Origin of the sequence: Vibrio sp. 10N.286.48.C11, assembly GCF_041469805.1 — a bacterium.
Classification (GTDB): domain Bacteria; phylum Pseudomonadota; class Gammaproteobacteria; order Enterobacterales; family Vibrionaceae; genus Vibrio; species Vibrio crassostreae_C.
Genome location: NZ_JBFRLK010000047.1, coordinates 1 through 14283, shown reverse-complemented (window position 1 = coordinate 14283; position 14283 = coordinate 1). Strand labels below are relative to the sequence as shown.

The window sequence follows — 14283 nt, the reverse complement described above, 5'->3', positions numbered from 1 at the left end:
ACGAGATACGAGATACGAGACATTTTTGAAAATTGGAGCAGATAAGACAAGCAAAAAGTGCCAAACATCATGGTGCAATTTCTATTATCTTTTCCTTGTTCTACAGACACAAAAAAGCCGAGCTAATGCTCGGCTTTTGTATTAAGAATCTAGTATAGATTACTCAGCAGCTTCTTCAGCAGCTGGGCGGTCTACAAGCTCAATGTAAGCCATTGGAGCTTTATCACCAGTACGGAAACCACATTTAAGAATGCGAGTGTAACCACCTTGGCGAGCCGCGAAACGCGGGCCTAGTTCATTAAATAGTTTTGCCACAACTTCGTTATCACGAGTGCGAGCAAATGCAAGACGACGGTTAGCAACACTGTCTGTCTTAGCTAGGGTAATCAATGGCTCAATTACGCGACGTAGTTCTTTTGCTTTAGGCACGGTAGTTTTAATAACTTCGTGACGAACAAGAGAGCTAGCCATGTTGCTGAACATCGCTTTGCGATGACTGCTGTTGCGGTTGAGTTGACGACCACTTTTACGATGGCGCATGACCTAATCCTTCTAACTTTTCGATTAATCTTCAGCGATTGACGCTGGTGGCCAGTTTTCTAGACGCATGCCTAGAGAAAGACCACGTGAAGCAAGCACATCTTTAATCTCTGTAAGAGATTTCTTACCAAGGTTTGGCGTTTTAAGTAGCTCAACCTCAGTGCGCTGTACAAGATCACCGATGTAGTGAATCGCTTCTGCTTTCAAACAGTTAGCAGAGCGAACTGTTAGTTCAAGATCGTCTACAGGACGTAGTAGGATAGGATCGAATTCTGGCTTCTCTTCCTTCTCCTCAGGTACACGTACATCACGAAGATCTACGAACGCATCCAATTGTTCAGCTAAAATAGTAGCTGCACGACGGATTGCTTCCTCAGGTTCTAGAGTACCGTTCGTTTCCATATCGATAACAAGCTTGTCTAAATCAGTACGTTGTTCTACACGTGCCGCTTCTACAGCGTAAGCGATTTTATCAACCGGGCTGTAAGTAGCGTCAACTAGTAGACGACCGATAGGACGCTCATCTTCTTCAGTATGGATACGAGCTGAAGCTGGAACGTAACCACGACCACGTTCTACTTTGATACGCATAGCGATCTCAGCGTTGTCATCCGTTAGGTGACAAATTACGTGCTCAGGGTTAGCGATCTCTACATCACCATCGTGGGTGATGTCACCTGCAACAACAGGGCCTGAGCCTGATTTGTTCAGTGTAATAAACACTTCATCTTTGCCTTCAGCAACGCGTACAGCCAAACCTTTAAGGTTTAGAAGGATTTCCAGGATATCTTCCTGAACGCCTTCTTTAGTGCTGTATTCGTGTAGCACACCTTCAATTTCAACTTCTGTTACGGCACAACCCGGCATAGAAGATAGAAGAATGCGGCGAAGAGCATTACCTAGAGTGTGGCCGAAACCGCGCTCTAATGGCTCAAGAGTTACTTTCGCGTGTGTCGTATTGATCTGTTCAATGTCAACAAGACGCGGCTTAAGAAATTCTGTTACAGAACCCTGCATTGTGTCCTCTCTTTTTTTAACCTTACTTAGAGTAAAGTTCGACGATCAAGTGTTCATTGATGTCAGCTGATAGGTCAGAACGCTCAGGCATACGCTTGAATGTACCTTCCATTTTGCCAGCATCTACTTCAATCCAAGTTGGCTTTTCACGTTGTTCAGCAACTTCTAGAGCCGCTTTAATACGAGATTGCTGTTTAGCTTTCTCGCGGATAGAAACAACGTCGTTTGCCGCTACTTTGAAAGAAGGAACGTTTACAACTTTACCGTTAACTAGAATAGACTTGTGGCTAACTAGTTGACGAGATTCAGCACGAGTAGCGCCAAAGCCCATACGGTAAACTACGTTATCAAGACGACCTTCAAGAAGCTGAAGCAGGTTTGCACCTGTGTTGCCTTTAAGACGTGCAGCTTCTTTGTAGTAGTTGCGGAATTGTTTTTCTAGAACGCCGTAGATACGACGAACTTTTTGCTTCTCACGAAGCTGAACGCCATACTCAGATAGACGACCGCGACGAGCGCCGTGTACACCTGGTGCGTTATCAATTTTACACTTGGTATCGATCGCACGGACACCAGACTTAAGGAATAAGTCAGTACCTTCGCGACGGCTAAGCTTAAGCTTAGGACCCAAATATCTTGCCATGATCTTTCTCCAATATTCCTAGAAACGAAACTTAAACGCGACGTTTCTTAGGTGGACGACAACCGTTATGAGGGATTGGTGTCGCATCAACAATGTTAGTGATACGGAAACCAGCAGCGTTCAGTGCACGAACAGTAGATTCGCGACCTGGACCTGGACCCTTAACCATAACTTCCAAGTTCTTTAGGCCATATTCTTTAGCCATTTCACCACAACGCTCAGCTGCAACTTGTGCTGCGAACGGAGTAGATTTACGAGAACCACGGAAACCTGAACCACCTGCTGTAGCCCATGCAAGAGCGTTGCCTTGACGGTCAGTGATAGTTACGATTGTGTTGTTGAAAGAAGCATGAATGTGCGCTACGCCATCAGCTACTTGCTTGCGTACGCGCTTACGCGCGCGAGTTGGTTGTTTTGCCATTGTACTCTACCTTATCCGACTATTTCTTGATCGGCTTGCGCGGACCCTTACGGGTGCGAGCGTTGGTTTTAGTACGCTGTCCACGTAGTGGTAGACTGCGACGATGACGAAGACCGCGGTAACAGCCAAGGTCCATAAGACGCTTGATGTTCATCGATACTTCACGACGTAGATCACCTTCTACAGTGTACTTAGCTACACCATCACGCAGTTGATCGATCTGCTCTTCAGTTAGTTCACTGATCTTAGCATCTTCAGCAATACCCACTTCAGCTAGAATAGCTTGAGAGCGAGTTTTACCGATACCGTAGATTGCAGTAAGTGCAATTACAGAATGCTTATGATCAGGAATGTTAATGCCGGCTATACGGGCCATTATTCACTCCTAAGGGGTTCATAAAAGAATTATCCGCAGCAAAGCCCGTTATGGATACGCTGCGGCATACTACTTCTTTTGCACGCAAAAGGTAGGCCGAGGAATATACTCGACTCTACCTTGTATTTCAAGTAAAAATTTCTGCTAATTAGCCTTGGCGTTGCTTATGCTTTGGCTCACTGCAAATCACGCGAACGACACCGTTACGCTTGATAACTTTACAGTTACGGCAGATTTTTTTAACGGAAGCACGAACTTTCATTGCTAAACTCCGTAAATGGAATCGAAATTGTTACCACCGAATTAACGGCCGTAACCCTTCAGATTCGCTTTCTTTAACACAGAATCATACTGTTGTGACATCAGATGAGTCTGTACCTGTGCCATGAAATCCATGATAACTACCACTACGATTAGTAGTGATGTGCCGCCAAAGTAGAAACGAACGTTCCACGCGACCATCATGAACTCAGGAATCAGACATATAAAAGTAATGTATAGAGCGCCCGCAAGGGTTAGTCTAGTCATCACTTTATCGATATATTTCGCTGTCTGCTCACCTGGGCGGATACCGGGTACGAATGCACCAGACTTCTTCAAGTTATCAGCTGTTTCACGTGGGTTAAACACCAACGCTGTATAGAAGAAACAGAAGAAGATTATAGCTGCTGCATAAAGCATTACATACAAAGGTTGACCTGGGCTAAGAGCTAATGACACGTCAGTTAACCAACCGAACGCGCTGCTTTCACCATTTTGACCAAACCACTGCGCTAATGTTCCTGGGAACAAAATAATACTTGATGCGAAAATCGCTGGAATAACACCTGCCATATTAATCTTAAGAGGCAAGTGAGAGCTTTGTGCTGCAAAAACTTTACGACCTTGTTGACGTTTCGCATAGTTAACGACGATACGACGTTGACCACGTTCCATGAAAACTACGAAGTAAATAACAGCAAAAGACAATACAGCAATCAACAGCAGAAGAAGCACATGCAATTCACCTTGACGCGCTTGCTCGATTGTTTGACCGATTGCAGAAGGCAATCCAGCAACAATACCTGCAAAAATCAGAATGGAAATACCATTACCGATTCCTCGCTCAGTGATTTGTTCACCTAACCACATTAAGAACATGGTACCAGTTACTAAACTCACGGTAGCAATAAGCGTAAACATGGTTTGGTTGATAACAACCAGATTGTCGACCATGTTTGGTAAGCCTGTTGCGATACCAATAGCTTGGAATGTTGCAAGTACAAGCGTGCCGTAGCGTGTATATTGGCTTATCTTACGACGGCCTGCTTCACCCTCTTTCTTGAGTTCCGCTAACGCTGGATGAACTACAGTTAGCAATTGGACTACGATCGATGCCGAAATGTACGGCATGATACCCAATGCTAATATAGATGCACGCTCAAGAGCACCACCGGAGAACATGTTAAACATTTCTACGATGGTACCTTTTTGCTGATCGAACAAATCGGCAAGTACAGCTGCGTCAATACCAGGGATCGGCACAAAAGAGCCGGCTCGGAATACTAAAAGTGCACCAATTACGAATAATAAGCGCGACTTTAGTTCACTTAAGCCGCTCTGAGCACTACGAAAATCTTGTCCTGGTTTCTTAGCCATCTGTACCTCGTTCCTCGAGATTATTCCTCGATTTTACCGCCTGCAGCTTCGATTGCAGCTTTAGCGCCTTTAGTCACGCGTAGACCTTTAACAGTCACAGCTTTGCTTAGGTCACCAGAAAGAACGATCTTAACAAACTCGATGTTCTTAGTGATAACGTTAGCAGCTTTAAGGCTGTTAAGATCAACTACGTCACCTGTTACTTTCGCTAGCTCAGCTAGACGAACTTCAGCAGACACTAGGCTCTTACGAGAAGTGAAACCGAATTTAGGTAGACGTTGTTTTAGAGGCATTTGACCGCCTTCAAAACCTGGACGAACAGAGCCGCCAGAACGTGACTTTTGACCTTTGTGACCGCGGCCACCTGTTTTACCAAGGCCAGAACCGATACCACGACCTACACGCTTCTTAGAAGGTTTAGAGCCAGCAGCCGGTGATAGAGTATTCAAACGCATTCTGATTACTCCTCAATCTTAACCATGTAGTAAACCTTGTTGATCATACCGCGTACGCACGGTGTATCTTCAAGTTCTACTGTATGGTTGATGCGACGAAGACCTAGACCTTTAAGACACGCTTTGTGCTTAGGTAGGCGACCAATTGAGCTTTTAGTTTGAGTTACTTTAATAGTTGCCATCGTGTGCTTACTCCGAAATAGATTCAACAGTTAGACCACGTTTAGCAGCAACCATTTCTGGTGACTTAACGTCTACTAGAGCACCAATCGTTGCACGAACGATGTTGATCGGGTTCGTTGAACCGTATGCTTTAGAAAGTACGTTATGTACGCCCGCAACTTCAAGTACAGCACGCATTGCACCGCCGGCAATAACACCTGTACCTTCTGCAGCTGGCTGCATGTAAACTTTAGAGCCCGAATGACGACCTTTCACCGGGTGGTGAAGAGTGCCTTCGTTAAGCGATACTGTAACCATGTTACGGCGCGCTTTTTCCATTGCTTTTTGAATCGCAGCAGGTACTTCACGAGCTTTGCCGTAACCGAAACCTACGCGACCGTTACCGTCACCAACTACTGTTAGTGCAGTAAAGCTCATGATTCGACCACCTTTAACCGTCTTAGATACACGGTTAACTGCGATCAGCTTTTCTTGCAAATCATTAGCTTGTTGTTGTTCTTTAGCCATCTTCCAACCCTACCTTAGAATTTCAGACCAGCTTCGCGAGCAGATTCTGCTAGCGCCGCTACTCGACCGTGGTATTGGAAACCAGAACGATCAAATGCAACTGAAGCTACGCCTTTTTCAAGAGCGCGCTCAGCAACAGCTTTACCAACTGCTTTAGCTGCATCAACGTTACCAGTGTTCTTAACTTGCTCACGGATCGCTTTTTCTACAGTAGAAGCAGCTGCGATAACCTCAGAGCCGTTTGCCGCGATAACTTGTGCGTAAACATGGCGAGGAGTACGGTGTACTACCAGGCGAGTTGCACCAAGTTCTGCAATCTTACGACGTGCACGTGTAGCACGACGGATGCGAGATGCTTTCTTATCCATAGTGATACCTTACTTCTTCTTAGCTTCTTTAGTACGCACATTTTCATCTGCGTAACGAACACCTTTGCCTTTGTAAGGCTCAGGAGCACGGTAAGAACGAATGTCAGCCGCAACTTGACCTACTACTTGCTTATCGCAACCAGTAATGATGATCTCAGTTTGGCTAGGGCACTCAGCTTTAATACCTTCAGGTAGAGCGTGCTCTACTGGGTGAGAAAAACCAAGAGTTAGAGCTACAGAGTTGCCTTTCATAGCAGCACGGTAACCAACACCCTTAAGAGTTAGCTTCTTAGTGAAGCCCTCAGTAACACCCACAACCATGTTATTAACTAGAGCGCGAGCTGTACCAGCTTGTGCCCATGCGTTAGTAACACCTTCTTTCGGACCGAAAGTTAGGTTGGTTTCTTCCTGTGCAATAACTACGGCGCTGTTAAGAACGCGAGTAAGCTCACCTTTGCTACCTTTTACAGTAACTTCTTGGCCGTTTAGTTTCACCTCTACGCCAGCTGGAATAGCGACAGGTGCTTTAGCAACACGAGACATAATCTACTCCTTAAGCTACGTAACAGATGATTTCACCGCCAAGACCTGCTTTACGAGCAGCACGGTCAGACATCAGACCCTTGGAAGTAGAAACAACTGCAATACCAAGACCACCCATCACTGTAGGTAAAGAGTCTTTATTTTTATAAACTCTTAGACCAGGACGTGATACACGCTTGATTTGCTCGATTACAGGTTTAGCTTGGAAGTACTTAAGAGTAACTTCTAGCTCAGGTTTTGCTTCGCTGTTAACAGCGAAGTCTACGATGTAACCTTCAGCTTTAAGTAATGCAGCAATTGCAACTTTAAGCTTTGAAGAAGGCATTTTTACAGCAACTTTGTTTGCTGCCTGACCGTTACGAACTCGGGTCAGCATATCCGAAATCGGATCTTGCATGCTCATAAGATTTACTCCAAATGATTAAGTGGCAATTACCAGCTAGCCTTACGAAGACCCGGAATCTCGCCTTTCATGCAAGCTTCACGAACCTTAATGCGGCTTAGACCGAATTTACGTAGGTAACCGTGTGGACGACCAGTTTGGTTGCAACGGTTGCGCTGACGTGATGCACTTGAATCACGTGGAAGAGATTGCAGTTTAAGAACCGCATTCCAACGATCTTCTTCAGATGCGTTTACATCGCTAATGATAACTTTTAGCGCAGAACGCTTTTCAGCGAACTTAGCTACTAGTTTTGCACGTTTAGCTTCACGTGCTTTCATTGATTGTTTAGCCATAACAGTAACCCTACCCTTACTTACGGAATGGGAAGTTAAAGGCAGCCAGCAGAGCTCGGCCTTCCTCATCGGAACCCGCAGAAGTCGTGATAGTGATATCAAGACCGCGGACACGATCGACTTTATCGTAGTCGATTTCCGGAAAGATGATTTGCTCGCGAACGCCCATGCTGTAGTTACCGCGACCGTCAAAAGACTTAGCGCTAACACCACGGAAATCACGTACACGTGGAAGTGCGATAGAGATTAAACGCTCTAAAAATTCCCACATGCGCTCACCACGCAAGGTTACTTTACAACCAATTGGGTAGCCTTCACGAATTTTGAAACCAGCTACAGATTTACGCGCTTTAGTGATAAGTGGCTTTTGACCAGAGATCGTTGCCATATCAGCTGCTGCGTTTTCTAGCAGTTTCTTATCGTTGATTGCTTCACCAACGCCCATATTTAGGGTGATTTTCTCAATCCTAGGGACTTGCATGACGCTTGTGTAGCTGAACTCTTTGGTAAGCTCAGCGACTACAGACGACTTGTAGTAATCATGCAGTTTCGCCATAGTAGAACTCCAAATTACTTCTAATTAGTTAGAAACAGTTTCGCCGTTAGATTTGAAGAAACGAACTTTCTTGCCATCTTCGATACGGAAACCGATACGGTCTGCTTTACCAGTAGCCGCGTTAAAAACAGCAACGTTAGAAGCATCAATAGCTGCTTCTTGTTCAACGATGCCACCTTGTTGACCTAGAGCCGGAACCGGCTTTTGGTGTTTCTTAACAAGGTTGATGCCTTCAACGATAACTTTACCAGTTGTCAGAACCTTAGTTACTTTACCTTTCTTGCCTTTATCTTTACCAGCAAGAATGATTACTTCGTCATTACGACGGATTTTAGCTGCCATATTGCCGCTCCTTACAGAACTTCAGGTGCTAGTGATACAATCTTCATGAATTTCGCGTTACGAAGTTCACGAGTCACAGGACCAAAGATACGTGTGCCGACTGGTTGCTCAGTAGTGTCATTTAACAATACACAAGCATTACTGTCGAAGCGAATGACAGAACCGTCTGGGCGACGAACGCCTTTACGGGTGCGCACTACTACCGCCTTCAGAACATCACCTTTCTTTACTTTACCGCGAGGAATCGCTTCCTTCACTGTAACCTTGATGACGTCACCGATATGTGCATAACGGCGGTGAGAGCCACCCAGAACCTTAATACACATTACCTTGCGCGCGCCAGAGTTATCTGCTGCGTCAAGTGTACTTTGCATCTGGATCATTGTTAGTGCTCCGCTAAATATTAAAACTAGACCCTCTCGGGTCGGGCTGCCTCTTTAAAAGGGACGCGAATTGTACCACCCTTTTTTTAAATTGGGTAGACAAAAAACAAGCGGCTCCAAAAAATAATTTGGAGCCGCTTATAAGTTATAGAATTACAAAGATTAAATCTTCGCTTTTTCTAGAACTTTAACCAATGTCCAAGACTTAGTCTTAGACAGAGGACGACACTCAGCGATTTCAACTTTGTCGCCTAGGCCACAAGTGTTGTCTTCGTCGTGTGCGTGTACTTTAGTCGTGCGTTTGATGAACTTACCGTAAATTGGGTGTTTTACAGTGCGTTCAATAGCAACAACGATAGACTTGTCCATCTTGTCGCTTACTACACGGCCTTGCTGGATGCGGTTAGTTTCGCTCATTATGCGCCTGCCTTTTCAGTCAAAACAGTTTTCACACGTGCGATGTCACGGCGTACAGCTTTTAGAGTATGAGTTTGCTGAAGTTGACCAGTTGCAGCTTGCATGCGCAAGTTGAACTGTTCACGTAGCAAATTCAATAGCTCAGCGTTAAGCTCTTCAACGTTCTTTTCGCGTAGATCTTGTGCTTTCATCACATCACCTGCTTAGTTACAAAAGTAGTTTTAACAGGCAGTTTACGTGCCGCTAGGCGGAACGCTTCACGTGCCAACTCTTCAGGTACGCCATTCATCTCGTACATAACTTTGCCTGGTTGGATTTGAGCAACCCAGTACGCAACTGAACCTTTACCTTTACCTTGACGAACTTCAAGAGGCTTTTCAGTAATTGGCTTGTCTGGGAATACACGAATCCAGATTTGACCTTGACGCTTAATGTGACGTGTCATAGCACGACGTGCCGCTTCGATTTGACGTGCAGTCAGACGACCACGGCCAACAGCTTTAAGACCGAATTCGCCGAAGCTTACTTCAGTACCTTTAGCTAGACCACGGTTACGACCAGTCATAACCTTGCGGAACTTAGTACGTTTTGGTTGTAGCATCGTTCGACTCCTTACTTACGGCCTTTACGCTGCTTCTTAGGCTTATCGCCTTTTGGCTCTACTGCGTTAGCAGCTGGCATACCGCCTAGAATCTCACCTTTGAAGATCCAAACTTTAATGCCGATCACACCGTATTGAGTGTGAGCCGAAGAAGTTGCGTAATCAATGTCTGCACGTAGAGTGTGTAGAGGCACACGGCCTTCACGGTACCACTCAGAACGTGCGATTTCAGCACCGCCAAGACGGCCGCCTACTTGTACTTTGATGCCTTTAGCGCCTAGACGCATAGCATTTTGTACCGCACGCTTCATTGCACGACGGAACATAACACGACGCTCTAGTTGAGACGCGATGCTATCAGCTACAAGCTGACCATCTAGCTCAGGCTTACGTACTTCAGCGATGTTAATTTGCGCTGGTACACCTGCGATTTTAGCTACAGCTGCGCGTAGCTTCTCTACGTCTTCACCTTTCTTACCGATAACAACGCCAGGACGAGCAGTGTGAATAGTCACACGGATGCTCTTAGCTGGACGCTCGATAACGATACGAGATAATGATGCTTTTTGTAGTTCCTTTGTAAGGAACTGACGTACCTTGAAGTCGCCGTCTAGGTTGTCAGCGAATTCGTTGGTATTAGCAAACCATGTAGCATTCCAAGGCTTAACGATGCCAAGACGAATACCATTAGGATGTACTTTCTGACCCATTGCTTACTCTCCTAGTCTTTAGCGATCTGCTACAACAATAGTGATGTGGCTTGAACGCTTCAAGATACGATCCGCACGACCTTTAGCACGAGGCATAATACGCTTCATGATAGGGCCCTCATCTACGAAGATTTTAGCGACATTTAGATCGTCGATATCTGCACCTTCGTTATGTTCCGCGTTAGCGATAGCTGACTCAAGAACCTTCTTAACTAATACAGCAGCTTTTTTGTTGCTGAAAGTTAGAATTTCTAGAGCTTGGTCTACCGACTTACCGCGAATTTGGTCTGCAACTAAGCGAGCTTTCTGTGGAGAAATACGAGCAAAGTTATGTTTAGCTAAAGCTTCCATCATCTACTCCTTATTTCTTCTTAGCTTTCTTATCTGCAGCATGACCGCGATAAGTACGAGTTGGTGCAAATTCGCCCAGTTTGTGACCGATCATTTCTTCGGTAACGAAAACTGGAACGTGCTGACGACCATTATGGACAGCGATGGTCAAACCAATCATTGTTGGGATGATCATTGAGCGACGGGACCAAGTCTTAATAGGCTTTTTGTCTCCGCTTTCCACCGCTTTCTCTACCTTCTTCAGCAAGTGTAGGTCAATAAAAGGACCTTTCTTGAGAGAACGTGGCATGGCGATTCCTCTTTATAAATTATTTAGTGCGACGACGTACGATGTACTTGTCAGTGCGCTTGTTCTTACGAGTCTTGAAGCCCTTAGTAGGAACGCCCCAAGGAGAAACTGGGTGACGACCACCAGATGTGCGGCCTTCACCACCACCATGTGGGTGATCCACCGGGTTCATTACTACACCACGTACGGTTGGACGTACGCCGCGCCAGCGTGAAGCACCAGCTTTACCAAGTTCACGTAGCATATGCTCAGAGTTACCAACTTCACCGATCGTTGCACGACCTTCAGAAAGAACTTTGCGCATCTCACCAGAACGTAGACGGATAGTTACGTATGCACCATCGCGAGCGATGATTTGAGCATAAGCACCAGCCGAACGAGCTAGTTGAGCACCTTTACCAGGCTTAAGTTCAACACAGTGTACAGTAGAACCTACTGGGATGTTGCGCATCGGCAGAGTGTTACCTGCTTTGATTGCAGCATCTACGCCAGATTGAATCTGGTCGCCTGCGTTAACACCTTTAGGTGCAATGATGTAACGACGCTCACCGTCTGCGTACAGAACTAGAGCGATGTTAGCACTACGGTTTGGATCGTATTCTAGACGCTCAACTTTCGCTGGGATGCCATCTTTAGTACGTTTGAAGTCAATTACACGGTAATGGTGCTTATGACCACCACCGATGTGACGTACTGTAATACGACCGTTGTTGTTACGACCACCGTTCTTAGAGTTTTTCTCTAGAAGTGGTGCGTATGGCTTACCCTTGTGTAGGTCAGCGTTAACAACTTTAACGACGTGACGACGACCAGGGGAAGTCGGCTTACATTTAACAATAGCCATTTTTACTACTCCTGTTATTCCGCGCCGCCAACGAAGTCAAGATCTTGACCTTCTTTCAAAGTAACGTAGGCTTTCTTAACGTCTGAACGACGGCCTTCACGCATACCTTGACGTTTGGTCTTACCCTTTAATACAAGAGTATTTACAGACTTAACTTCAACTTCAAATAGCTTTTCTACAGCTGCTTTGATCTCTTTCTTAGTTGCATCTTTAGCTACTTTGAAAACGATAGTGTTCGCTTTCTCAGCTGCCATAGTTGCTTTTTCAGAGATGTGCGGAGCACGTAGAACTTTTAAGATACGCTCTTCAGTGATCATGCTAGCATCTCCTCAACTTGCTTAACTGCGTCAGCAGTCATTAGAACCTTGTCGAAAGCGATTAGTGATACTGGATCAACACCAGCAACATCACGTGCATCTACTTTGTATAGGTTACGAGCAGCTAAGAATAGATTTTCATCTACTTCGCCAGTCACAATCAGAACGTCGCTTAGCTCAAGCTCTTTAAGCTTAGCTACAAGTTCTTTTGTTTTTGGTGCTTCTACAGAGAAGTTATCAACAACGATTAAACGCTCTTGACGAACTAGCTCAGAAAGAATGCTCTTCATAGCACCGCGGTACATTTTTTTGTTTACTTTTTGGCTGTGATCTTGTGGTTTCGCAGCAAAAGTAACACCACCTGTACGCCAGATTGGGCTACGAATTGTACCAGCACGTGCGCGGCCAGTACCTTTTTGACGCCATGGCTTAGCGCCACCGCCAGATACTTCAGAACGAGTCTTTTGAGCACGAGTACCTTGACGAGCACCTGCTGCATATGCAACAACTACTTGGTGTACAAGAGCTTCGTTGAAGTCACGTCCGAAAGTAGTCTCGGAAACAGTTAGTGCATCAGCACCTTTAACCATCAATTCCATTACTTACTCCTAGACGTTATGCTTTAACAGCAGGTTTTACGATCACGTTTCCGCCTGTTGAGCCCGGTACTGCACCTTTAATAAGGAGTAGATTGCGCTCAGCGTCAACACGTACGATCTCTAGGTTTTGAGTCGTTACACGCTCAGCACCCATGTGACCTGCCATTTTCTTGCCTTTAAACACGCGGCCTGGAGTTTGACATTGGCCAATTGAACCCGGTGCGCGGTGAGACAAAGAGTTACCGTGAGTCATATCTTGAGTAGAGAAGTTCCAACGCTTGATAGCGCCTTGGAAGCCTTTACCTTTAGATGTACCAGTAACGTCTACTTTTTTAATTTCGTTGAAAAGTTCTACGTTTAGCTCAGCGCCAACTTCAAACTCTTCGCCGTTTTCTAAACGGAATTCCCAAAGACCGCGACCTGCTTCTACACCCGCTTTCGCGAAGTGACCAGCTTCAGGTTTAGTTACACGGTTAGCTTTCTTAGCACCAGTAGTTACTTGGATTGCTGCGTAGCCGTCTGTCTCAAGAGTTTTAACTTGAGAAATACGGTTCGCTTCAACCTCAACAACAGTTACTGGGATAGAAACGCCTTCTTCAGTAAATACGCGGGTCATACCCACTTTACGTCCGACTAGACCAATCATTATTCTTATCTCCCTTAACCTAGGCTGATTTGAACATCAACGCCAGCTGCAAGATCAAGACGCATTAGAGCATCAACAGTTTTATCTGTTGGCTCAACGATGTCGATCAAACGCTTGTGAGTACGGATTTCGTACTGATCACGTGCATCTTTGTTGACGTGTGGAGAGGTAAGAACAGTGAAACGCTCTTTACGAGTAGGAAGTGGAATAGGACCACGAACCTGTGCGCCAGTACGTTTTGCTGTTTCAACGATTTCCGCAGTTGAAGCATCGATTAGCTTGTAATCAAACGCTTTAAGGCGGATACGAATACGTTGGTTCTGCATGAGACAGAGCTCCAATTATTAAAAATTACACAAACAATATCGCCACTCAAACCCGATAAAACGAGAGAATGCCGATTGATTTATGTGAAACCGTAGCACCCAAAATTAGGACGCATTGTCAGTTAACTTTTGAAGTAAACAAGAAGTTTACTATTTTTATTAACCGCGAACATAAGCTGAGTATACATTACTAGGTAAGACCTACTCCTCAGTGCTCATTGGTTCACAACCAGCGTTAGCCAGTGCGATGCATTATACAGATCACACTTTAGTATGCAAGTAGTGTTGGAAAAATAATCGCAATTTATTGGAAGTTGGTTTTGTATCGAGAGGGAAGAAGATAGATGGAAGGTAATATTTCTTTTGAGAAAACAAAAGGGAAGCCGAAGCTCCCCTTTTCAGATGCGTGCTCTTCTAATGAAGAGAGTGCAAAAATCTAAATGCTATTAAGCGAAGATTTTAGCTACAACACC

At 45.2% G+C, this 14283-nt stretch carries 28 protein-coding genes; all 28 read right to left on the bottom strand.

Features of this window, described 5'->3' with window-relative positions; all coding sequences use genetic code 11:
• Positions 1 to 159: 159 nt before the first annotated feature.
• The 28 genes from rplQ to rpsJ all read right to left on the bottom strand — a co-directional run bounded on the left by rplQ (position 160) and on the right by rpsJ (position 13810).
• Positions 160 to 540, bottom strand: a complete 381-nt coding sequence (gene rplQ, locus AB4209_RS13000) for a 50S ribosomal protein L17 (RefSeq protein ID WP_004729812.1) — start codon at positions 538 to 540, stop codon at positions 160 to 162.
• 24 nt (positions 541 to 564) lie between these two features.
• A complete protein-coding gene (locus AB4209_RS12995; protein WP_004729813.1) occupies positions 565 to 1557 on the bottom strand; it encodes a DNA-directed RNA polymerase subunit alpha in 993 nt (330 codons plus the stop codon).
• A 22-nt stretch (positions 1558 to 1579) separates the two neighbouring features.
• Positions 1580 to 2200: a 30S ribosomal protein S4 gene (gene rpsD, locus AB4209_RS12990; RefSeq protein WP_004738777.1), complete on the bottom strand. Its 621-nt coding sequence runs from the start codon at positions 2198 to 2200 to the stop codon at positions 1580 to 1582.
• A 31-nt stretch (positions 2201 to 2231) separates the two neighbouring features.
• The gene (rpsK, locus tag AB4209_RS12985) at positions 2232 to 2621 is read right to left on the bottom strand and encodes a 30S ribosomal protein S11 (RefSeq protein ID WP_004738778.1); all 390 of its coding nucleotides are present in this window, start codon (positions 2619 to 2621) and stop codon (positions 2232 to 2234) included.
• 19 nt (positions 2622 to 2640) lie between these two features.
• Positions 2641 to 2997, bottom strand: a complete 357-nt coding sequence (gene rpsM, locus AB4209_RS12980) for a 30S ribosomal protein S13 (RefSeq protein ID WP_004738779.1) — start codon at positions 2995 to 2997, stop codon at positions 2641 to 2643.
• Positions 2998 to 3145: 148 nt separating this feature from the next.
• The gene (gene rpmJ / locus AB4209_RS12975) at positions 3146 to 3259 is read right to left on the bottom strand and encodes a 50S ribosomal protein L36 (RefSeq protein ID WP_000868186.1); all 114 of its coding nucleotides are present in this window, start codon (positions 3257 to 3259) and stop codon (positions 3146 to 3148) included.
• A 41-nt stretch (positions 3260 to 3300) separates the two neighbouring features.
• Complete coding sequence (gene secY, locus AB4209_RS12970; protein WP_004738781.1) at positions 3301 to 4635, bottom strand: preprotein translocase subunit SecY; 1335 nt, start codon at positions 4633 to 4635, stop codon at positions 3301 to 3303.
• Between the two features lie 20 nt (positions 4636 to 4655).
• Positions 4656 to 5090: a 50S ribosomal protein L15 gene (rplO, locus tag AB4209_RS12965; protein WP_004736758.1), complete on the bottom strand. Its 435-nt coding sequence runs from the start codon at positions 5088 to 5090 to the stop codon at positions 4656 to 4658.
• A 5-nt stretch (positions 5091 to 5095) separates the two neighbouring features.
• Complete coding sequence (gene rpmD / locus AB4209_RS12960) at positions 5096 to 5272, bottom strand: 50S ribosomal protein L30 (protein ID WP_004736756.1); 177 nt, start codon at positions 5270 to 5272, stop codon at positions 5096 to 5098.
• 7 nt (positions 5273 to 5279) lie between these two features.
• Positions 5280 to 5780, bottom strand: a complete 501-nt coding sequence (gene rpsE, locus AB4209_RS12955) for a 30S ribosomal protein S5 (protein WP_017061307.1) — start codon at positions 5778 to 5780, stop codon at positions 5280 to 5282.
• 14 nt (positions 5781 to 5794) lie between these two features.
• Positions 5795 to 6148 carry a 50S ribosomal protein L18 gene (gene rplR, locus AB4209_RS12950; RefSeq protein ID WP_004738784.1) on the bottom strand — a complete coding sequence of 118 codons (354 nt, stop codon included), beginning with the start codon at positions 6146 to 6148 and terminating at the stop codon, positions 5795 to 5797.
• A gap of 9 nt (positions 6149 to 6157) precedes the next feature.
• Complete coding sequence (gene rplF, locus AB4209_RS12945) at positions 6158 to 6691, bottom strand: 50S ribosomal protein L6 (RefSeq protein ID WP_017063712.1); 534 nt, start codon at positions 6689 to 6691, stop codon at positions 6158 to 6160.
• A gap of 10 nt (positions 6692 to 6701) precedes the next feature.
• On the bottom strand, positions 6702 to 7094 hold the full coding sequence (gene rpsH / locus AB4209_RS12940) for a 30S ribosomal protein S8 (protein ID WP_017061309.1): 393 nt from the start codon (positions 7092 to 7094) through the stop codon (positions 6702 to 6704).
• Positions 7095 to 7123: 29 nt separating this feature from the next.
• Positions 7124 to 7429, bottom strand: a complete 306-nt coding sequence (gene rpsN / locus AB4209_RS12935) for a 30S ribosomal protein S14 (protein ID WP_004738789.1) — start codon at positions 7427 to 7429, stop codon at positions 7124 to 7126.
• Positions 7430 to 7445: 16 nt separating this feature from the next.
• Positions 7446 to 7985, bottom strand: a complete 540-nt coding sequence (rplE, locus tag AB4209_RS12930; RefSeq protein ID WP_004738790.1) for a 50S ribosomal protein L5 — start codon at positions 7983 to 7985, stop codon at positions 7446 to 7448.
• Between the two features lie 24 nt (positions 7986 to 8009).
• Complete coding sequence (gene rplX / locus AB4209_RS12925; protein WP_004738792.1) at positions 8010 to 8327, bottom strand: 50S ribosomal protein L24; 318 nt, start codon at positions 8325 to 8327, stop codon at positions 8010 to 8012.
• Positions 8328 to 8338: 11 nt separating this feature from the next.
• Positions 8339 to 8710 carry a 50S ribosomal protein L14 gene (gene rplN, locus AB4209_RS12920; protein ID WP_004736740.1) on the bottom strand — a complete coding sequence of 124 codons (372 nt, stop codon included), beginning with the start codon at positions 8708 to 8710 and terminating at the stop codon, positions 8339 to 8341.
• Positions 8711 to 8872: 162 nt separating this feature from the next.
• The gene (gene rpsQ, locus AB4209_RS12915; protein WP_004736739.1) at positions 8873 to 9127 is read right to left on the bottom strand and encodes a 30S ribosomal protein S17; all 255 of its coding nucleotides are present in this window, start codon (positions 9125 to 9127) and stop codon (positions 8873 to 8875) included.
• Entirely contained in the window at positions 9127 to 9318 is a 192-nt protein-coding gene (rpmC, locus tag AB4209_RS12910) for a 50S ribosomal protein L29 (RefSeq protein WP_004736737.1), read from the bottom strand. Before rpmC ends, rpsQ begins: the two co-directional genes overlap by 1 nt.
• On the bottom strand, positions 9318 to 9728 hold the full coding sequence (gene rplP, locus AB4209_RS12905; RefSeq protein ID WP_004736736.1) for a 50S ribosomal protein L16: 411 nt from the start codon (positions 9726 to 9728) through the stop codon (positions 9318 to 9320). The genes rpmC and rplP overlap by 1 nt, the downstream gene beginning before the upstream one ends.
• Positions 9729 to 9739: 11 nt before the next feature.
• A complete protein-coding gene (gene rpsC / locus AB4209_RS12900) occupies positions 9740 to 10438 on the bottom strand; it encodes a 30S ribosomal protein S3 (RefSeq protein WP_004736734.1) in 699 nt (232 codons plus the stop codon).
• Positions 10439 to 10456: 18 nt separating this feature from the next.
• On the bottom strand, positions 10457 to 10789 hold the full coding sequence (gene rplV / locus AB4209_RS12895) for a 50S ribosomal protein L22 (protein WP_004736732.1): 333 nt from the start codon (positions 10787 to 10789) through the stop codon (positions 10457 to 10459).
• Positions 10790 to 10799: 10 nt separating this feature from the next.
• Entirely contained in the window at positions 10800 to 11078 is a 279-nt protein-coding gene (gene rpsS, locus AB4209_RS12890; RefSeq protein ID WP_004736729.1) for a 30S ribosomal protein S19, read from the bottom strand.
• Positions 11079 to 11097: 19 nt separating this feature from the next.
• On the bottom strand, positions 11098 to 11922 hold the full coding sequence (gene rplB / locus AB4209_RS12885) for a 50S ribosomal protein L2 (RefSeq protein ID WP_010435149.1): 825 nt from the start codon (positions 11920 to 11922) through the stop codon (positions 11098 to 11100).
• 14 nt (positions 11923 to 11936) lie between these two features.
• On the bottom strand, positions 11937 to 12239 hold the full coding sequence (rplW, locus tag AB4209_RS12880) for a 50S ribosomal protein L23 (RefSeq protein ID WP_004736765.1): 303 nt from the start codon (positions 12237 to 12239) through the stop codon (positions 11937 to 11939).
• Positions 12236 to 12838 (bottom strand): 50S ribosomal protein L4, encoded by a 603-nt coding sequence (rplD, locus tag AB4209_RS12875; RefSeq protein WP_004738803.1) that lies wholly within the window; start codon positions 12836 to 12838, stop codon positions 12236 to 12238. The genes rplW and rplD overlap by 4 nt, the downstream gene beginning before the upstream one ends.
• 16 nt (positions 12839 to 12854) lie before the next feature.
• Positions 12855 to 13484, bottom strand: a complete 630-nt coding sequence (gene rplC, locus AB4209_RS12870) for a 50S ribosomal protein L3 (RefSeq protein ID WP_004736763.1) — start codon at positions 13482 to 13484, stop codon at positions 12855 to 12857.
• Positions 13485 to 13498: 14 nt separating this feature from the next.
• A complete protein-coding gene (rpsJ, locus tag AB4209_RS12865; protein WP_004736761.1) occupies positions 13499 to 13810 on the bottom strand; it encodes a 30S ribosomal protein S10 in 312 nt (103 codons plus the stop codon).
• Between the last annotated feature and the right edge of the window lie 473 nt (positions 13811 to 14283).